This window comes from Pantoea wallisii (assembly GCF_002095485.1).
Lineage (GTDB): Bacteria > Pseudomonadota > Gammaproteobacteria > Enterobacterales > Enterobacteriaceae > Pantoea > Pantoea wallisii.
In genome coordinates this window covers 1-19,390 of the sequence record NZ_MLFS01000063.1, presented here as the reverse complement: position 1 = coordinate 19,390, position 19,390 = coordinate 1, and the positions used below count along the sequence as shown (strand labels likewise).

At 55.3% G+C, this 19,390-nt stretch carries 14 protein-coding genes and 1 pseudogene; 4 read left to right on the top strand and 11 right to left on the bottom strand.

Going from position 1 to position 19,390, the window contains the following annotated elements:
• Nucleotides 1-79 precede the first annotated feature (79 nt).
• Nucleotides 80-1,506, top strand: a pseudogene (locus HA48_RS18345) (6-phospho-beta-glucosidase).
• A gap of 39 nt (nt 1,507-1,545) precedes the next feature.
• On the opposite strand, the gene HA48_RS18340 reads toward HA48_RS18345, so the two are convergent.
• A complete protein-coding gene (locus tag HA48_RS18340) occupies nt 1,546-2,286 on the bottom strand; it encodes an SDR family oxidoreductase (RefSeq protein WP_128602605.1) in 741 nt (246 codons plus the stop codon).
• A gap of 95 nt (nt 2,287-2,381) precedes the next feature.
• Nucleotides 2,382-5,984: an ATP-binding protein gene (locus tag HA48_RS18335; RefSeq protein WP_128602604.1), complete on the bottom strand. Its 3,603-nt coding sequence runs from the start codon at nt 5,982-5,984 to the stop codon at nt 2,382-2,384.
• Nucleotides 5,985-6,385: 401 nt separating this feature from the next.
• Between HA48_RS18335 and HA48_RS18330 the strand changes: the two genes are divergently transcribed.
• A complete protein-coding gene (locus tag HA48_RS18330) occupies nt 6,386-7,090 on the top strand; it encodes a response regulator transcription factor (RefSeq protein WP_128602603.1) in 705 nt (234 codons plus the stop codon).
• A gap of 105 nt (nt 7,091-7,195) precedes the next feature.
• Here the strand turns inward: HA48_RS18330 and HA48_RS18325 are convergent, their stop codons facing one another.
• The 6 genes from HA48_RS18325 to HA48_RS18300 all read right to left on the bottom strand — a co-directional run bounded on the left by HA48_RS18325 (nt 7,196) and on the right by HA48_RS18300 (nt 13,310).
• The gene (locus HA48_RS18325) at nt 7,196-8,053 is read right to left on the bottom strand and encodes an MrpH family fimbial adhesin (protein ID WP_128602602.1); all 858 of its coding nucleotides are present in this window, start codon (nt 8,051-8,053) and stop codon (nt 7,196-7,198) included.
• A 42-nt stretch (nt 8,054-8,095) separates the two neighbouring features.
• A complete protein-coding gene (locus tag HA48_RS18320) occupies nt 8,096-8,566 on the bottom strand; it encodes a fimbrial protein (protein WP_128602601.1) in 471 nt (156 codons plus the stop codon).
• Between the two features lie 14 nt (nt 8,567-8,580).
• Nucleotides 8,581-9,063 carry a fimbrial protein gene (locus HA48_RS18315; protein WP_208613152.1) on the bottom strand — a complete coding sequence of 161 codons (483 nt, stop codon included), beginning with the start codon at nt 9,061-9,063 and terminating at the stop codon, nt 8,581-8,583.
• Nucleotides 9,064-9,178: 115 nt separating this feature from the next.
• Nucleotides 9,179-9,937, bottom strand: coding sequence for a fimbria/pilus periplasmic chaperone (locus HA48_RS18310; protein ID WP_128602600.1), 759 nt, complete (start codon nt 9,935-9,937; stop codon nt 9,179-9,181).
• Between the two features lie 113 nt (nt 9,938-10,050).
• On the bottom strand, nt 10,051-12,597 hold the full coding sequence (locus HA48_RS18305) for an outer membrane usher protein (protein WP_128602599.1): 2,547 nt from the start codon (nt 12,595-12,597) through the stop codon (nt 10,051-10,053).
• A gap of 176 nt (nt 12,598-12,773) precedes the next feature.
• Nucleotides 12,774-13,310 (bottom strand): fimbrial protein, encoded by a 537-nt coding sequence (locus HA48_RS18300; protein ID WP_128602598.1) that lies wholly within the window; start codon nt 13,308-13,310, stop codon nt 12,774-12,776.
• A gap of 448 nt (nt 13,311-13,758) precedes the next feature.
• Here HA48_RS18300 and HA48_RS18295 point away from each other — a divergent pair, with 448 nt between their 5' ends.
• Entirely contained in the window at nt 13,759-14,382 is a 624-nt protein-coding gene (locus HA48_RS18295; protein WP_128602597.1) for a response regulator transcription factor, read from the top strand.
• 72 nt (nt 14,383-14,454) lie between these two features.
• On the opposite strand, the gene gcvP is transcribed toward HA48_RS18295, so the two are convergent.
• The 3 genes from gcvP to gcvT form a co-directional block, all read right to left on the bottom strand.
• Nucleotides 14,455-17,328, bottom strand: coding sequence for an aminomethyl-transferring glycine dehydrogenase (gene gcvP / locus HA48_RS18290; protein ID WP_128602596.1), 2,874 nt, complete (start codon nt 17,326-17,328; stop codon nt 14,455-14,457).
• Nucleotides 17,329-17,426: 98 nt separating this feature from the next.
• Nucleotides 17,427-17,813, bottom strand: coding sequence for a glycine cleavage system protein GcvH (gene gcvH, locus HA48_RS18285; protein WP_128602595.1), 387 nt, complete (start codon nt 17,811-17,813; stop codon nt 17,427-17,429).
• Nucleotides 17,814-17,833: 20 nt separating this feature from the next.
• A complete protein-coding gene (gene gcvT / locus HA48_RS18280; protein WP_128602594.1) occupies nt 17,834-18,931 on the bottom strand; it encodes a glycine cleavage system aminomethyltransferase GcvT in 1,098 nt (365 codons plus the stop codon).
• A gap of 45 nt (nt 18,932-18,976) precedes the next feature.
• Here gcvT and HA48_RS18275 point away from each other — a divergent pair, with 45 nt between their 5' ends.
• Nucleotides 18,977-19,234 carry a hypothetical protein gene (locus HA48_RS18275; protein WP_128602593.1) on the top strand — a complete coding sequence of 86 codons (258 nt, stop codon included), beginning with the start codon at nt 18,977-18,979 and terminating at the stop codon, nt 19,232-19,234.
• Nucleotides 19,235-19,390 lie beyond the last annotated feature (156 nt).

Genomic DNA, 19,390 nt, shown 5'->3' with positions numbered 1-19,390 from the left:
CTTTATCACTTTGCTTGTTACACTGCGGGCAGTTCTGTTTTCACCCACAGTGTGATGAGGTTTGCCGATGAGTGATGGATTGCAGTTACCAAAAGGGTTTCTCTGGGGCGGCGCCGTAGCCGCACATCAGGTTGAGGGCGGTTGGGATCAGGGCGGTAAAGGCGTCAGCATTGCCGATGTGCTCACCGGCGGCGCGCATGGCGTCGATCGCCAGATCACCGATGGCGTGCAGCCTGGCAAACACTATCCAAACCATCAGGCGGTGGAGTTCTACTCGCACTACAAACAGGATGTGGCGCTGTTTGCCGAGATGGGGTTCAAATGTTTCCGCACCTCCATTGCCTGGACACGCATCTTCCCGAACGGCGATGAACAGCACCCCAACGAAGCCGGCCTGCAGTTCTACGACGACCTGTTCGACGAACTCCTGAAATACGGCATCGAGCCAGTTATCACCCTGTCGCATTTTGAGATGCCTTATCACCTGGTGAAAACCTACGGCGGCTGGGCTAATCGTGACGTGATCAACCTCTTTGTGCGCTTTAGCGAGGTCGTCATGACGCGCTATCAGCACAAAGTGAAGTACTGGATGACCTTTAATGAGATCAACAACCAGCGCAACTGGCAGTATCCGCTGTTTGGCTACTGCTGCTCCGGCGTGGTGTTCACTGAACATGAAAAACCTGAGCAGACCCTGTATCAGGTGATGCATCACCAGTTCGTTGCCAGCGCCAAAGTGGTGAAGCGCGGTCATGAGATCAATCCGGACTTTCAGATTGGCTGCATGATCGCCATGGTGCCGGTCTACCCCTTCTCCTGCCACCCGGATGATGTGATGCGCGCGCAGGAAGCGATGCATCAGCGTTACGTGTTCAGCGATGTGCAGATGCGCGGCGCCTACCCGGCTTACACCCTGAAAGAGTGGGCGCGCAAGGGTTATCACATTGAGATGCAGGATGACGATGCCGAGACGCTGCGCCAGGGCTGCTGCGACTATGTTGGTTTCAGCTACTACATGAGCAACGCGGTGGATACTAACGCCAGCGGCGTGGATGACCCGATTACCGGCTTTGATGGCGTGGTGCCAAATCCGCACGTTAAAGCATCTGACTGGGGCTGGCAGATCGATCCGGTTGGCCTGCGCTACGTGCTGAACGTGCTGTATGAGCGTTATCAGAAGCCGCTGTTCATTGTTGAAAACGGCTTCGGCGCCATTGATAAACCGAATGCGGATGGCGTGATTGAAGATGACTACCGTATCGACTACCTGCGCGCGCACATTCAGGAGATGAAAAAAGCGGTGGCGCTGGATGGAGTGGATCTGCTGGCTATACGCCGTGGGGCTGCATTGATTGCGTGTCGTTTACCACCGGCCAGTACAGCAAGCGCTACGGTTTTATCCACGTGGATAAAAACGATGACGGCAGCGGTACGTTTGCCCGCTCGAAGAAGAAGAGTTTCGCCTGGTATCAGCAGGTGATCGCCAGCAACGGCGAAAAATTATAAGTTTGTGCTTTACAGGCCGGCGCCCGGGCCGGCCTGGTATTATCTTCCGCCTGCGGCATCAATGATGGTGCCGGTTACGTACGAGGCCGCCTCGCTCGCCAACCAGACTATCGCCTGCGCAATCTCATCGGGCTGACCGCCACGCCCCATCGGGATGCCGCTGGCCACGCGATCCACACGCCCGGGCTCACCGCCGTCGGCATGCATATCGGTGTAGATCGGGCCGGGACGCACACCGTTAACGCGAATCCCCTGGGTGGCAACTTCCAGCGATAATCCTTTAGTTAGCGTATCCATTGCCCCTTTTGACGCCGCATAATCGACGTACTCATTGGGCGAGCCGGTACGGGCCGCGGCTGATGACACGTTAACAATCGCGCCGCCCTGCCCGCCGTGCTGCGTGCTCATGCGCTTCACCGCTTCGCGACAGCAGATAAAGCTGCCGGTGACATTGGTGGCGAACACGCGCTGAATCCGCTCTGCCGTTAACGCCTCTACCCGGCACTGGGTAAACAGAATGCCGGCGTTATTGACCAGCACACGCAGCGTGCCGTGCCGATCCAACTCTTCAAACATGCGCACGACCTGCGCCTCTTCCGCGATATCCGCCTGCACAGCGAATGCGCTGCCGCCCTGAGCTTCAATCTCTGCCACCACCTGCGCCGCCTCCGCTGCGCGCTGGCGATAGTTGATCGCTACGCGGTATCCCGCCTGCGCCAGCAGCAGCGCGGTGGCACGCCCGATCCCCCGACTGCCGCCGGTCACCAGTGCTAAATCCATGATTGCTCTCCTGATTGTTATTCAGCTGATTGCTGATAGAACACCAGGATAATGCTAACTGCAAGGGCTTCACCGGCTGCGCGCGACATCCGGACTCAGTAGCCCATGGTATGACGATGCGCGGATGGCATGTTTTCACAACAGCGACCCGCCTGCTCCAGTAAGGCTTCACACTCCAGCAGCAGCGTATCGCAGGCAGAGAATACGCCCTGCTGGGCATACTGCTCCAGCTGACGGCAGCAGCTGACGAGCGCGTCAAACTGAATGATCTGCGCGCTACCCAGCAGGCGGTGCGCCATGCGCTCAGCGATAAAACCGTTACGCGCCTGCACCGCAGCCTGTAACTCTTTAAAGTCCGCATGGTTGGTTTGCATGATGCTGCGCGTCAGCTCAGCAAAAGCATCATCCTGCGGCAGCACCGGCGTGTCATAGTTGGGCAGCTGTTGGAGCTGCTGCAGCGAGGCGTTTCCCGCCACCTCGGCCAGACACTGCAGCAGCGTATCCAGCTTGATTGGTTTATAGAGACAGCCCGTCATACCGGCATCTTTACCGCGCCGGATGACCTCACCCGCTGAGAGCGCCGTCAGGCCGAATATGGGCCGGGGGGACAGCCCCTGCTGCTGCTCCAGCAGACGCACGCGTTTCACCAGCGTAAAACCATCCATCTGGGGCATGTTGCAGTCGGTAATGAGCAGATCGCACCGCGCCTGCGGATTTTTAAGGTACGCCAGCACCTGAAAACCGTTCTCCATCACCACCGGTTTGTGGCCGGCAAAGGTGATCTGCTGCGATAACAGCAGGCGATTGGGTGCATGATCATCCACGATAATGACGGTGAGCTCACGCTCGGGCTGGCCCTCTGGCGCCTGGCGCTGCGGACGCTCAGGCCCGGCACAGGGTTCGGCTTTAAAGCTGAAGATAAAGGTGGAGCCCTGATCCGGCTCGCTCTCCAGCGTCAGCGAGCCACCCAATATTGTCGCCAGGCGATTGCAAATGCTTAACCCCAGCCCGGTGCCAATCTGGCCGTGCTGCTCTTCATCTACCTGAATAAAGGGTTCGAATATGGCGCGCTGCTGCTCTTCGTTCAGCCCGACGCCGCTGTCGCGCACCTCAATAATAAATTGCGACAGCCCCTCCTCCGTATCGGCATATTCACCAATCGCCAGCTCAATGCCTCCCTGCCAGGTATACTTGATGGCATTACTGATCAGATTAGAGATGATCTGATTCAGTAAGGTAGCGTCACACAGGATGTAGTCGTGCTCCAGCTCCAGCGTCAGGGTAAATTCAAGCTGCTTCTCTTTAGCATTTTGCTGGTAAAGCGTGTGAATCGACCCGGCCAGCTCACGCAGTGAGAGCGGAATAAAGTTGAGGCTGATTTTGCCGGCTTCGATTTTAGCCAGATCGAGAATATCGCCCACCAGCGCCAGCAAAGTGCGTGACGCCTGCCACGCCACGCGCAGGTTCTCTTCCCGCTGTACCGCAGTCGAGCCGCCCTGCACTTCCAGCTCCAGCAGCCCCACCAGCGCATTCATCGGCGTACGAATTTCGTGGCTCATCTGGGCGAGGAACTCGCTTTTGCAGGCGTTAGCGCGGTCAGCATGCTGGCGGGCGCTCTGCAACTCGTTCAGCAACATCTCACGTTCGGTTACGTCAATAAAGCCGCCAATGATGCCGTTGGTATTGCCGGCGTGATCGCGATACGGCAGCGTCCACAGATAGATGAGCTGGCGCTGGCCTTCAATCATGATCTCTTCGGTAGAGAACTGCGGCAGCCCTTTTTGCAGGATCTCATGGTATTGCAGGCGCAGTTTCTCCGTCAGCGCTTCGTTACCAATCAGCGGGGTACCGTAATCGCGTCCCATAACCTCATCGCTGGTGCGGTGCAGGTATGAGAGATAGGTCTGGTTGCAGTGCGTCATTCTCAGTTGGCTATCGCGCACAAACAGCGCTACAGGCGACTGATCTATCAGGGTATGGATGAATTGCAGCTGATCTTTAAGCTGGATCTCATATTTTTTTCGCTGCTGGATAATGCGGTTCAGATGGTGCGTACGCAAAAAGAACAGCAGCCCCAGCAGCATGACGGCCAGCAAACCCTCAATCAGGACCTTTCGCCAGGTCTTCCAGAAGTTGATCGTTTCGTGGGGCCGGTAGCGCTCCCAGGTTGCCAGCTCACGCTGCTGAATGGCCGGGGAGATATCCACCAGCGCTTTGTTCAGGATCGAGGTTAACAGGCGATCGTTACTGCTGGCCTCAAAACCGATGCGTGCCAGCGGCACCTGCAAGGTCTCGGTTATGGTCAGCGTGGTATAGCGCGTTTGCACCAGCAGATAATCCGCCACGACCTGCGGCACGATCACCGCCTGCACCTCCTTGTTCAACAGCGCCTGCAGCGCCCCTTCCGGTGAACTCTGTGGCAGGAAGTTGATCTGAGGATAGTGCTGAGCCAGCAGCGCTTTTTGTCGTACGCCACCTGTTACCATCACACGCTGCCCGGCAAAGTCCTGACCCAGCAGCAGTTCGCCCGGTGCGCTTTGACTCACCATCACCCAGGGTGAAAAAGTATAGGCGCGCGAGACTTTGTCATCATCGGCCAGCAGCGCAGCGGCGGTGATGTCCGGAGCGTGATCGCGCTTCTGCCCGACGTTGAAGCGCAGGCCGGTGCGCTCGGTAATTAACGGCAGCAGCGCATAGGCATAACCGTTTGGCTGGTTGTTACGATCGATAAAACTGAGCGGAGGCAGCTGCGCTGGCTGCACCACATTGACCACCGGATGCGTTTTGATCCACGCCTGCTCCTCCTGACTCATCGCCAGATGCGTGTGATGGCTAAGATAGACAGCATCCAGCCCCCAGTTGGCGGCAATGCGCAGCCGGGTTGACTGGCTCATCGCCAGCTGCGCGGCATCCAGCAGATCGAGCAGCGGGCGGGATTGCGCGCCGGTAGCAAAATAGAGGCTGTTGTCGCTGCTGGCCTCATCAGCGCTTTTCGAAAAGATACCGCCAATGCCCATGTGTTTCATGTAATCTGCCGCCGCCGCGTTGATCCACAGCCGGTCGATTTCACCGAACTGCAGCGCGGTAAAGGCCTGACTGGGGAAACTGAACTGGCGGTAGGTGGCCTGCGGATAGCGCTGCTGGAGCATCGGCAGCGTTTGCGGCGTGCCCAGCCAGCCGATGACGCTGGGCTCCTCACTCTGATCGGGCATTGAACTGGTGCGCAGCAACACATTGTTGTCGTTCAGCCACGGCAGCGAGAGCAGCAGGTGCTCATCATCTTTCATTTCAGGGTGATAGAAGGCCAGAAAGTCCGCGTTGCCGGTCATCACTGCGGCGCTGGCGGCTTTGAAATCTACGTAGTGCTTGATCGTCACTGGCGTGTTGAGCAGCTCCCCCAGCGTTTTAATGTAATCCGCCGCGACCCCTTCAAACACGCCGGATTGATAGCGCACAAACACCGGCGGCTTTTCACGTCCCCACGCGGCAAACACCAGTGCACCGTGCTTTTTAAGCAGCCGGCGCTTCTCCGGCGACAGCGTCATGGGCGCTATCGTCCCGTGCGTACGCGGGACCAGCTCCAGCGTTTCCGGCGGTTGTTCCGGCGTGGCGATGGAGGGTCGATGCACCAGTAACAGCAGGCACAACATAATGAGGGTGGCAGCGATGCGCGTTTTTTGTTGTTTGTGTTTCATCATTCGTCGCAGTGAGGCGTGACGGCAGCGTGACTGGCAGGGCGCGCTATACCGGCAGGCAGAGTTCGGACAGGTGGTTCAGCGAGGTCGGTTTCGCCGCTGAACGGGCAGCACGGCCATTCTGACAAAGGTGCAGGATCGCGACGCTTAAGACGCGTCTTATATCAGCACTTTTTACGGGCATTTTTTCAGACAGATCTGTTTTGAACCGGCGGCGTAATCCACCACGCTCGCTATTTTTTCAGACAGGTCTCATGAGGCGTTCTGGCGAATAATTGTGAGAATTTTCGTAGTCGGGTACTCAGCAGTGCGAATGACCCGGTGAATATTTTGGCTGCGACGGAAATATCTGTTGCCATCCTCTATGCCGGATTCAAGTGCCTATTCCCTTTGCGAAAAACATCATGAAAAAGAGTGAACCCTTTACTATCGCTGTGCTGGACGATCATCCGTTTGTCGGTAAAGCCATGCAGTACTGGCTGGGCGACGATCCGCGTATGACCCTGACGGGAATATTTAATCAGCGTCAGGATTTAATGAAGTGGCTGGACGAGAACAGTGCTGACCTGCTGGTGCTGGATTATTTACTGGCGCTGGATGAGCTGGATGGTCTGCAGATGATTAAACAGATTCGCGGCCGTTTCCCGAAGCTAAAAATTCTGGTGGTGTCATCTGTAGAGAAGCCGGCAATCGTGAATATGATGCTGCAGGCCGGCGTGCGCGGCTTTATTGGTAAAAGCAAAGACCCCAGCGAATTTATTGCAGCAATGTACAAGGTATGTTGTGGGGAACGTTTCCTCAGCGATGATATGCAGCTGACGCTGCAGAAATTCGCTGAGGCCGATCGCGAAATGCATGATTACCTGGAGCCGCGTGAACAGGGCACGGATATCTCCCTGCTGGTACATAACCTGACGCCGCGCGAAATGGAGGTGCTGCGTTGTTATCTGGATGGCATGTCGATTTTCCAGATTTCCGCCAAATATGCCCGCAGCCGCAAAACCATCAGCAGCCAGAAGCAAACGGCACTGCGTAAACTGGGACTGCGTTCTGATATGGAGCTGTTTAAATATAAGGATTACCTGCAGGATATTATTACGCAGGATTAAGTTGTCTCTTCATTGCTGAATTTATCAGGCCTTTTTAGAAAGGCCTTTTTTACAGGCAAAAAAAAGCCCCGAGCGACAGGGGCGAAAAACTACAGACACAACAGATTATTGGTAGCTGATAAGCAATGTCGTACTTCCCTGGAAGGGGCCAGGTTTCGCGCCGCTATCGGTCAGCGTAGATGCTATGTTGATTGTATTTACACCCGATGTTAGTGGAATAACTTGCTCATCAGATGAATTATTGACAGTAATCTTACTGGTTAATCCTGGAGCCAGATTAATAGTATTAGGTAACAGTAAAAACTTTGCGGGCAAGTCTCCACTGCAGTTAATATTTAGCGCCCCAGTTCTTTTATTGCCATTAACAGCCCCCAGGATGAGGTTGCCGTGATCGAGAAGAACACTGTTATCGTAGTTACAGGAAATTGAAGGATAAGAGCGCCCGCAAGCATTTTTATCTTCATTATTATTACCAGGACTACCAACACCCACCACACAAATCCCCATATAAATGATTCTTTTACCTGCTACACCGGGAGGAGAAGGTGTAAAGCCCAGGTATGCAGTCCCAGAGTAGGTGATTGAGCTACCATATTTATTTTTCCATGCTGTAGTTGCTTCGCTCCATGATGCCTTACCGTCATAGGTCAAACCATGTGATGGAACAACGCCTATACCACCATTAAAATATGTCTCAGAGGGATAACCATTCTTTATTTGTGTTACTACATATCTATAACTAATGTAAAATTCCAGGGTGCATGGATTTGCTCCAGCACAAAGCTGAGGCGATTTTGAAGGTGCAGCAACCCCATTCGGGTTATAATTCACCGTCATCGTATAATTTACATACGACCCTGAAACACTTGATTTTGTTAAAGCCGGAACCAGGCTAGCGGCATTAATATTTTGCACGTTAACCATTGATAAAAAAAGGAAAATAAAGCCAGGTATTTTTCCCATCGGCTTACACTCCTGAGCAGTAATCATTTTAACAGATATACCTTACTGATAATCCACTTCCAGTGTAGCCGTGGCGGTAAAATCACCGGCAGCCAGCGTAGTGCCCGCTTTTTTCACCGGTACCGCATCCAGCACAGGCAGCGTCGGGTAGGTGAAGTTAAACCAGGTGTTGATCGGCTGCACCGTACTGCCGTTATAAATCTGGATACCAAGATTGGGCATGTTGGTTTTAATCGCATTATTATAACCGGCATCGGTCGCGGTCAGACGCAATTTAAGCGCATTGCTCGGCGGATTGGTGCACACCAGCGTATAGTTCACATTTTTTCGATAATTTACGCCATCCACTTTATCGGTCACCAGATTATTACCGAAGTTAATCTCTTTCTCGGTATTATTATTGATGGTGCACGGTGCCGGAATAATCAGCGTACCTTTGAAGCTGAGGTTAGCGGCCTCTGCGGTGGTATAAAGCGTTAATACTGAGAGCATAGCGATAATAAACTTGTCCATAATGACTATTTCCTTTATTGGTAATCAACGACTAACGTTGCACTGGCGGAGAAATCACCGCCGGTCAGGGTGCTGCCCGGTCGTTTAGCCGGCACCGCGTAGAGCTTAGGCAGCGTGGGCCAGGTGAAGTTAACCCACTGTCCCAGCTGAATCTGCTGGCTATCTTTAAAGAGCGTCAGCGCCAGATCGGGCTTATCCGTTTTTAACGCAAAGCCAAAATCAGCCTGAGTGCCATCAATGCGCAGCTTCATTAAATTAGAGGGCGGTGACTGACAGCTCACCGTATAGGCCACCTCTTTACGGTGGCTAAAGCCATCCACTTCAGTGGCATTGAAGCTACCAAAGTCGGTAGTGGCGGTGCCCCCACTATTAATTACGCAGCTGGGTGGCGCAATAATATTGCCTTTCACCGTGATGGTGACGTCAGCAAATACCGCGATGCTGGTAAATAACATCCCGAGAATTATCGAGAGAATAATCAGCCAATTGTTACGCACAGTGTTTCCTGCTGCTGGTCAGTGAATTCGGGTGAGTCGCTCATAGCGAATACTTAAAACTATTGTCTGCACCTTACGTGCACTATTCAGTGCGGCGACCCCGCATCGGCCAGCGTTACCCGGCGGCCTCTTCCGTTCTTTTCAGGTTTACGCTGCACCCTGCGCTGCCGCAGTCGAGCGCCAGCTGTGGACGACCGCCGTAGTCGTTGATGTAAGTGATCCACGGCGTGGCTCCCAGCGCGGCGCTATCCAGCCCCAGCATCATTGAATCTTTCGGCGGCACCATGATCGGCTCAAAAGGTTTGATGCTGCTGCCGTGCTGGCTGCTGGTAACATCAATCAGCGTGATGTAGTACGGCGTTGGGTTGATAACGCGATAGCCCTTTCCTTCGTGCTTCAGCGTGATCTGGTTTTGCCACGGGTTATCCAGCTGCTGTTTGGTGGGCACAATAGCTGCCGGACGATAGAACAGCTTGATACGGGTTTGTAACGCCACCTGCAGCGAGTTGGGCTTATCCGACTTCGGTGGAATCTCACGCACGTTGAAGTAGTAAACGCTTTCGCGATCCTGCGGCAGGGCTTTAACCGCCGGCAGCGCCTGCACACGCACCTGGCTCTGTTTACCCGGATTGATGCGCTGCACCGGCGGCAGCGTCACCAGCGGCGAGGTGATCTTGTCACCCTGCGCATTCTCCACCCACGCCTGGGCCAGATACGGTGACTGCTCGCTGTTATTGGTCAGCGTCATGCTAACGGCATCGGTGTTGCCATCCAGAATGGCGCGGGTACGATCGAGCCCGATGGCGGCTTGCGCCTGTGCGGTCAGCAGCAGCGCCGGGATCAGCATACTCAGAGCGGTATAACGTGGTTTCATCTTCTCTTTTCTCAAATGGGTGTGGTTTACAGCCGCTATTGTTTCGCAGCGCTGAGAAAAACCCGTCCAGGACCGGTCCCAAATTGGGACAAATCTGCGTGACGGGACAAATCTCACTTGTTTTTAGCTGGCGCGACCGTTGAGGTACTGCCCGCCATACACAGCAGCTTCAGCGTTTGCGACATCATGTCTGCCGGTAAGGTCGCCGGCAGCGTGAAGCTGCACTGCTTCTCACCCCAGTTCACGGTCATCTTGCCGCCCGGCCGGATGCCGGAGAGGAAGACGCTGCCGCCGTCGTTAAAGATGCCGGTCTCCTGATCGCGATCGTTGTGAACCGTGGCTCCAAACGGCGGGGTTCCGCCATCGGCAAGGGTGACCAGCGCCATTGATTTTGCGCCCGCCAGCACTTTCATGCGGCGATAGCCGATGGCGCCTTCGGTCAGCGTCAGCTCGGTGACCGAATCCCCAGCCTCCATGTTGTCGGGCAGATGATCAACGTCGATGCTGGCGTTGCTGCGGTAGTAGCCGTTGATATCCGCAATCACAGCCTTACCAAAATGGTTAGAGTGCGTCGGAGAGCCGTTACCGTGCAGCGGCACATTCGCCACGCCGTCGGTATCGATCATCAGGCGCGTTCCGCCCATCACTGCCGAGCGATGCAGCGCCGCGCCCTGCGCCGTGGCGGTCATCCCGCCGCGCAGCGTGACGCCAACCGAAGAGGATTGCGAAGACTGCACATTGAGGTTGCCGTCAATGCTGCCGAAATCCTCTGAACGGCTGACGTTGCCATTGAAGGTATTGCCATAGCGGTTGTAGCCGGCGCCCACGTTATAGAAGGTGCGCTCATCCGGCATCGCGCCGTAGCTCACCTGCTGACTCAGATGGTTGTTGGTCATCGACGCGTTGTAACTTACGGTACCGCCTGACGACCACGGCACGCTGATCTGCAGGAAGCCGCCATCGTTGCGGCGTCCGTCGCCGGTATTACGGAACAGCGACAGCGTGGCGCTGATGTTTTTTACCCTACCGATGTCAAAATAACGCGCCATTGAGAGGTTCCACTGCTCATCCTTCGGACGATCCCAGTAAGACTGGTGGCTGTAGTTCAGGTACGCGCTGATTTTGCTGTCCACGAACTGCTTGTTCATGGTGATGGTGTACAGCTCTTTGTTACTGCCGCCGCGCACGCCGTTATCCAGCGCATCCAGGAACTGCACCATGCTCATGTAGTTGCGCTCAGAGAAGCGGTAACCGGCGAAGGTGATCTGGCTGTTGTACTCGTCAAAGCTTTTGGAGTAGCTCAGGCGGTAGGAGTTACCGCTGTAGCTCCGGCCATCTTTCATGCGCGCATTGGAGCGCGTGACGTCCAGCGAGGCAGCGCCAAGGAACAGCAGATCGCGACCGAAGCCAAGCGTTCCGGCCTGGTAATCACCACTGCCGATGCCGCCGCCAAACACGGACCAGCCGTTGCTGATCCCCACCGAGGCTTCGCCAGTGGTAAAGGCCGGGCCCTGGCTGTGATGGTTGAAATCGGACGGTTTACCCAGCGCCAGCTTATAGCGCACGTAGCCCGGGCGCGTCAGATACGGGATGCTCGACATGTTCACCTGGAAGGTCTGCAGCGTGCCGTCCTGCTCCTCCACGCGCACGTCCAGTACGCCGGTCAGGCCCTGATCGATATCCTGGATACGGAAGGGCCCCGGTGCTACCTGGGTCTGGTAGATGATGCGCCCTTGCTGGCTCACCACCACACGAGCGTTGGTTCTCGCGATGCCGCTGACTTCTGGTGCGTACCCGCGCAGATTCGGTGGCAGCTGGTTATCATCGGAACGCAGGGTCGCGCCGGTGAAGCGGAACGTGTCCATCAGGGTGGAATCGAGATAATCCTCCCCCACTGAGATCACGGAACGTATTGCCGGTAGCGGGCGATACGCGTAGTAACGGCTCCAGTCGAAATCCTTGCGCGAATAGGTTGCGCTGTGGGAGGCGCTGGCCTGCCAGTCAGCGCGCACGCGCCAGGCGCCCGCATTAAAGCCGGCGGTACCGTTACCGTAAAACTGACGGGTGCTACCGCTGCTGCGGTCGTGGCCTGCCTGCGCAGAGACGTTGTAGTCAAACAGGGCGCCCGGTACGCCAATATCCCAGCGCGACGGCGGATCCCAGTTTGGCGCAACATATTCCAGGTACGCCTGCGGCACGTTAAGATAGAGAGCCATTTCGGCCAGATCGCCACGGCTGTTCATGCCCGGCAGGCTGCTCAGCTTCAGACACTGATTATCGTGCCACCACTGCAGCTTTTTGCTCTCTTCCGTTTTTAACCCCAGCCGACTGACGATCTCCGGCGTGACGCAGGCTTCACTCTCATCAGGATTCTTCTCCTGTGGCAGGAAGCTCACTTTCGCCTCGCCGATAGTGGTGTCATTCAGGCGCAGCGACATTTTATATTCGCCGGGATAGATATAATCACTTTGGGCAAAACGGCTTAAATCGAAATTAGCGCGATCTTTTACGTCCAGCACATCGGTGTTGAACTCAACATCCTTTTCCGCCACGGCAGGTTGCCATACGCCGGAAAGGGCAGCCGTAATAAACAGATTCAGCAGAGTGATTTTTGTTTTAAATTTTCGCGAGGTGAAGTGCTTAGCTGAAACGGCATTCATGTTCAATCCCTGAAAGATCCACTTAAATTACGCACCATTTTTTGTCTCAGGCGCGGCAATTAACGATGTAAGGTGGACGCTGGAAAAAGTATGACGACTACTGCGATACGCAATTTTTTATGAGGAATCAGGATTTACCGATAAAAGGGGCGTTGAACGCCCCTTATTCGTACAACTTACTGGTAAGCCAGGGTGTAGTTCGCTACGCCTGAGAAGTTACCGGCTGCTGCAGCCTGAGTATCGCTACCTTTAACGTAAGCAGCGAAAGAGAGGGTGTTGTTGCCGTTCTGCAGTTTCTGTGCAGAAGAAGCGGTACCCAGTACGATTGGTGCGCCGTCGCCGCTGGTCAGCATGATGCCGATGTTTTTCGCAGTACCGGTCACGCCCAGTGCGCCGTTAATACCGTTTGCAGAAGCACCGGTCCAGGTAGAGGTCACGGTTTTATCTGTCAGCGTTGAAACGTCGCAGTTTTCCAGCTCGATGGTGAAGTTACGCGGTGTAGACGTGCCGCCTTTTGCCAGTGCAGAAGAGGCAATCTGACCCAGCTCAACCACTTTATCGTCGTCGCCTGCTTTCACAGAACACGCTGCTTCGATAACAGAACCGTTAAAGGTCACTTTACCACTGCCATTATCTACGACCGCTGCGTGTGCGCCTGCTGCTACCATGCCGCTCATCATCGCCATTGCCAGTACAATTTTCTTAAGTTCCATTTTTATTCCCTCTATATTTGCAGGTTAATCGTCAGGGACGATTGTTTGTTAGTTTTCTCTTTACTTAAAAGAGAAGATAAATAAGTATTCGGTTTAGGTTAGAGCCTTAGGTTTGCTTCCCCTGCCTCTCTGACGCCTATTATTCACCGCCTCACCGAAAAATCTTTGTAAGACGCGTCCTAAAAAAAGAATACTCCCAAAGATATGAATCAAACCACTGAATTATAAACAAAAAAATTAAATAAAATAACTTAGTCTGATTAAAGGCTACGCTAATTAAGCGCGAATTTACTTACTTTAGTTAAATTACCCGCCCAAAAAATAAACGGTGCCATATACACTTATTAAAAGCAGGCAGTCACTCTTAAATTAAGGACGTATCTTAAAATCCAAATTCAGCCTGCGCCTTTACCATTAGGTTAAATCCGGACTAAATAAGGAGTGACTTATGAAAGGAATGAAAATGATGGTAATGGACAGTTGCCCCCTTGCCCGCATGGCAATGCGACAACTGTTTAGTACACAGGGTTATAAAATAACTGGCGAGCAGGATAACTTTATGGACCTGCTGAAAGATTGTATTCGTGATGTACCACACATCATTCTGCTTGAACATCTGCAGCAACCGCTTGATCCGCTGGTGCACATCTCATTTATCAAAGAGTTTGAGCCGAAAGTGAAGGTGCTGGTGTTTTCTGCATCAACCAGTCGCTATGACGTGCTGCAGAGCCAGCAAAATGGTATTGACGGCTATCTGAGCAAGCATGCCAGCCTGGAGAAGCTGACCGAAGTTACCGAGCGCGTGCTGGCCGGTGAGCGCTGTTTCCCGTCAGTCGCACGGCCCACCCGGATGGCGCAGCCCGATGACAGCGAGCGCCTCGCTATGCTGACACCTAAAGAGCTAAGCATTCTGCGGATGATCTACGCCGGCTGTACCAACCTGACAATCGCCAGCAAACTGAAAATCACCAATAAAGTGGCCAGCGCCTATAAAATCAGCATGATGAAAAAGATTAACGCCTCGCGCCTGCCGGAGTTGATCGATTTTGCCCGGCGTAACTTTGTCTATTAACAGCAGCGAAGTACGGGATACAGCGAACAGAGAGAGCCGCAGCACAGGGGCTGCGGCATCTGGGGTGGGGAGTTACTGATACTCGCTCATCGGGACACAGGCGCAGAACACATTTCGGTCACCAAACACATCATCCAGACGTTTCACCGTTGGCCAGTATTTGTTAGCGCTGCCTGCCGGGAACACGGCCAGCTCACGCGTATAGGGATGCGCCCACTCACCCACGATCTCCATCTGCGTGTGCGGTGCATTCACCAGCGGGTTGTCATCGGCAGGCCACTCACCGTCCGCCACGCGATCAATTTCCATGCGGATTGAGAGCATCGCATCGATAAAGCGGTCCAGCTCAATTTTGCTCTCCGATTCGGTCGGCTCAACCATTAAGGTGCCGGCAACCGGGAAGGACATGGTTGGCGCATGGAAGCCGTAGTCGATCAGGCGTTTGGCAATATCCAGCTCGCTGATACCGGTCTGCTCTTTTAGCGGACGAATATCCAGAATACATTCGTGCGCCACGCGGCCATCGCGGCCGGCATAGAGAATCGGATAAGCCGATTGCAGACGGCTGGCGATGTAGTTGGCATTGAGAATTGCCACCGAACTGGCCTGCTTCAGCCCCTCTGCCCCCATCATACGAATGTACATCCAGCTGATAGGCAGAATGGACGCGCTGCCGAACGGAGCCGCAGAGACCGCGCCCTGCTGCGTCAGTACGCCGTCAATCTGGACCACGCTGTGGCCCGGCACAAACGGCGCCAGATGCGCTTTAACGCCGATGGGTCCCATACCCGGGCCACCGCCGCCGTGCGGAATGCAGAAGGTTTTGTGCAGGTTAAGGTGGGAGACGTCCGCGCCAATATAGCCTGGCGTGGTGATCCCCACCTGTGCGTTCATGTTGGCGCCATCCAGGTAAACCTGTCCGCCGTACTGATGCACAATCTGGCACACTTCACGGATGGTCTCTTCATAGACGCCGTGCGTCGAGGGATAAGTCACCATGATGCAGGAGAGCGCTTCACCGGCCTGCGCTGCCTTCTCACGCAGATCGCCCAGATCAATGTTGCCCTGTTTGTCACAGGCCACCACCACCACAGCCATGCCGGCCATCTGCGCGGAGGCCGGGTTGGTGCCGTGCGCGGAGCTCGGGATTAAACAGATGTTACGCCCGCCTTCGTTGCGGCTCTCATGGTAGCGGCGAATCGCCAGCAGACCGGCATATTCACCCTGCGCGCCGGAGTTGGGCTGCATGCACAGCGCATCGTAACCGGTCAGCTGCACCAGCCACTGCGACAGCTGGCTGATCATCTGCAGATAGCCTGTAGCCTGCTCTGCCGGGCAGAAGGGGTGCAGCTCAGCAAACTCCGGCCAGGTGATGGGGATCATCTCGGCGGCGGCGTTGAGCTTCATGGTGCACGAGCCAAGCGGGATCATCGCCTGATTAAGCGCCAGATCTTTTTTCTCCAGGCTGTGCATGTAACGCATCATCTCGGTTTCGCTGTGATGGCGGTTGAAGACCGGATGGGTAAGGAACTCACTGGTACGCAGCTGGCCGGCCGGAATGGCGCTGTTTTCAGCGGCTACCGCCGTATCGAGCGCGTCGATATCCTGTCCGTGCCCGTCGCCCAGCAGAATGGCAAACAGCGCCTGCACATCTTCGCGCGTGGTAGTCTCATCCAGCGTGATGCCCACGCCATTGAGGATGTCGCTGCGCAGATTGACGCCAAAGCTCAACGCCCGGTTCAGCACGGCGGCTTTGTCCGCGACGTCCACCGTCAGGGTATCGAACCAGCTAGTGTGACGCAGTTTCAGGCCACCGTTTTGCAGGCCCGCAGCCAGAATGCTGGTCAGGCGGTGAATGCGGCCAGCGATGCGCTTCAGGCCCGTCGGACCGTGATAAACCGCGTAGAGGCCGGCGATATTTGCCAGCAGCACCTGTGAGGTACAGATGTTGGAGTTGGCTTTCTCGCGACGGATATGCTGTTCACGCGTCTGCATCGCCATGCGCAGCGCGGTGTTGCCTGCAGCATCACGCGAGACGCCAATGATACGGCCCGGCATAGAGCGTTTGTGCTCATCGCGGCTGGCGAAGAAGGCAGCGTGTGGACCGCCGTAGCCCATTGGCACGCCGAAGCGCTGCGCGGAGCCAAAGACGATATCCGCGCCCTGCTTGCCCGGCGCTTCCAGCTGCACCAGCGCCATAAAATCTGCCGCGACGCTGACCACAACTTTGCGGTTTTTCATTTCGGCAATCAGATCGCGGTAGTCGTGCACTTCACCGCCCGTGCCGACCTGCTGCAGCAGCACGCCAAACAGATCGTCATGCTCCAGCGCTCTGTCGGCGCGATCAATAATCAGCTCAAAGCCAAAGGTTTCGGCGCGGGTGCGCACCACATCCAGCGTCTGCGGATGGATGTCATCCGCGATAAAGAATTTGTTGGCAGTTTTCAGCTTGCTGACGCGCTTTGCCATCGCCATCGCTTCAGCCGCGGCAGTGGCTTCATCCAGCAGCGACGCGGAGGCGATATCCAGGCCGGTGAGGTCGAGCGTCAGGGTCTGGAAATTCAGCAGCGCTTCAAGGCGGCCCTGGGACACTTCCGGCTGATAGGGTGTATAGGCAGTGTACCAGCCCGGATTCTCCAGCATGTTACGCAGAATCACCGGCGGCGTGATCACCGCGCTGTAGCCCATGCCGATCCAGGATTTGTAACGCAGATTCTGCGCGGCAATGGCTTTCAGCTCTGCCAGCGCTTGCTGCTCGGTTGCGGCATCGCCTACTGCCGGCGGGCCTGGCAGCTGGATATCTGCCGGCACAATGGCGTTGATGAGCGCGTCCAGCGAGCTGGCGCCGATCGCTTCCAGCATGATGCTCTGCTGCGCGGCGGTAGGACCGATGTGGCGCTCAATAAAGGCACCGTTATGTTCGAGCTGGCTGAGAGTCTGGGTCATTTGCAGTAAATCCTGAATCGGGCTGGGTTACAAAAATGGCATTAAATCAGGCAGATAAAAAAGAAGGCGCCGCAGTGCAGCACCTTCAGAACTACCGGTTACTCATCGATGGAGGCTTTATAGGCATCAGCATCCAGCATGGTGTCGAGCTCTGACTCGTCGCTGGCTTTGATGCGGAACAGCCAGCCATCAGCATAAGGTGCGCTGTTGACCTGCTCTGGCGCGTCGGTCAACGCCTCGTTGACCGCAACAATTTCGCCGCTCAGCGGGGCGTAAATATCCGAGGCGGCTTTAACGGACTCCGCGACTGCACAGTCGTCACCGGCTGCGAAGGTAGTACCCACCTCGGGCAGATCGACAAAGACCATGTCGCCCAGCAGCTCCTGCGCGTGTTCGGTAATCCCCACGGTATAGGTGCCGTCGGCTTCTTTACGCACCCACTCGTGGCTGTCACGGTATTTCAATTCATTTGGCACATTGCTCATCGCCATTTCTCCTGAAAAAATTATTGAGCGACCGGCTTACCGGCGCGAACGAAAATCGGTTTGGTCACTTTTACCGGCATCTCACGGTTACGAATCTCTACAATCGCCTGTTCGCCAATGCCCGCAGGCACACGCGCCAGCGCAATGCTGTAACCCAACGTCGGTGAGAAAGAACCACTGGTAATAATACCCTGCTGCGGCTGACCCTGTTCATCGGTGAAACGCACCGGTAAACCGTTACGCAGCACGCCTTTTTCAGTCATGATCAGTCCGACCAGCTTCTCAGTGCCTTTTTCACGCTGGGCTTCCAGCGCATCACGCCCGATGAAGTCACGATCGGCCGGCTCCAGGCTGATGGTCCAGCCCATGTTTGCCGCCAGCGGTGAGACCCCTTCATCCATCTCCTGACCGTACAGATTCATGCCGGCTTCGAGGCGCAGCGTATCGCGCGCGCCAAGGCCCGCCGGTTTAACCCCGGCGGCCAGCAGCTGCTGCCAGAAATCGGCCGCTTCCGTTGCCGGCAGCGCAATCTCATAGCCCGCTTCACCGGTATAGCCGGTGGTGGCAATAAACAGGTTCTCCGCCTGCACGCCGAAGAAAGGTTTCATCCCGGCGACGGCCTCGCGCTGGGCAGGGCTGAACAGCGTTTGCGCTCTCTGCTGAGCGTTCGGGCCCTGCACAGCGATCAGCGCCAGGTCATTACGCTCGGTGAGCTCAATGCCATACTTTTGAGCGTGCTGGCCGATCCATGCCAGATCCTTCTCGCGCGTGGCGGAGTTCACCACCAGACGGAAGAACGCCTCGCTCATAAAGTAAACAATCAGATCGTCAATGACGCCACCCGAGGCATTAAGCATGCCGGTATAGAGCGCTTTACCAGGCTGAGTGAGTTTGGCGACATCATTCGCCAGCAGATAACGCAGGAATTCACGGGTGCGGGCACCGTGTAGATCAACAATGGTCATGTGGGAAACATCAAACATACCGGCATCGTTGCGCACCGCGTGATGCTCATCCATTTGCGAGCCGTAATGCAGCGGCATCATCCAGCCGTGGAAGTCCACCATGCGTGCGCCGCAGGCCTGATGCTGTTCGAATAGAGGCGTTTGCTGAGTCATAACCATCCTGTGAGAGCCAGTGAGTGTGACGCGCCTGCGCCGTCAATGGGGAGCGACGCAAACGTTCTCTTTGCGCTGACGTTATCACCGAATGCAGCAATTAACCATAAGGAAAACGAGGGCGAAGGCGGGCTTCACCTGTGCAGCGCGCCGCATAGCATGCAGCATAATCCACTGGGTTTATGTGATTTAGCACGCACAAAATACAACAACCAGGCTTTGATACAGCAAAACAATGGAACCCATGCCACAAGACGGAAAAAAGATGCGGTATTACGATTTTTCCTGCATGAGATAAAATAATGCGAAGAGGCGGGTAAAATTAGAATAAATCAAATGAGGCACGTTTTCAGTGCGCGGATGCACTGTCGTGGTGCGAAGGCATATTCAGAACATTTTATTTAAAACTTGCAAAGCTTATCGTTGGAGATACGGAGTATGGTCAGAAGGGATATTGAG

Coding starts and splice junctions, on each gene's coding strand:
- HA48_RS18295 (WP_128602597.1), top strand. CDS start 13,759: ATGAAAGGAATGAAAATGATGGTAATGGACAGTTGCCCCCTTGCCCGC.
- HA48_RS18335 (WP_128602604.1), bottom strand. CDS start 5,984: ATGATGAAACACAAACAACAAAAAACGCGCATCGCTGCCACCCTCATT.
- gcvP (WP_128602596.1), bottom strand. CDS start 17,328: ATGACCCAGACTCTCAGCCAGCTCGAACATAACGGTGCCTTTATTGAG.
- HA48_RS18340 (WP_128602605.1), bottom strand. CDS start 2,286: ATGGATTTAGCACTGGTGACCGGCGGCAGTCGGGGGATCGGGCGTGCC.
- HA48_RS18310 (WP_128602600.1), bottom strand. CDS start 9,937: ATGAAACCACGTTATACCGCTCTGAGTATGCTGATCCCGGCGCTGCTG.
- HA48_RS18325 (WP_128602602.1), bottom strand. CDS start 8,053: ATGGGAAAAATACCTGGCTTTATTTTCCTTTTTTTATCAATGGTTAAC.
- HA48_RS18300 (WP_128602598.1), bottom strand. CDS start 13,310: ATGGAACTTAAGAAAATTGTACTGGCAATGGCGATGATGAGCGGCATG.
- gcvT (WP_128602594.1), bottom strand. CDS start 18,931: ATGACTCAGCAAACGCCTCTATTCGAACAGCATCAGGCCTGCGGCGCA.
- HA48_RS18305 (WP_128602599.1), bottom strand. CDS start 12,597: ATGAATGCCGTTTCAGCTAAGCACTTCACCTCGCGAAAATTTAAAACA.
- HA48_RS18320 (WP_128602601.1), bottom strand. CDS start 8,566: ATGGACAAGTTTATTATCGCTATGCTCTCAGTATTAACGCTTTATACC.
- HA48_RS18275 (WP_128602593.1), top strand. CDS start 18,977: ATGGGGAGCGACGCAAACGTTCTCTTTGCGCTGACGTTATCACCGAAT.
- HA48_RS18330 (WP_128602603.1), top strand. CDS start 6,386: ATGAAAAAGAGTGAACCCTTTACTATCGCTGTGCTGGACGATCATCCG.
- gcvH (WP_128602595.1), bottom strand. CDS start 17,813: ATGAGCAATGTGCCAAATGAATTGAAATACCGTGACAGCCACGAGTGG.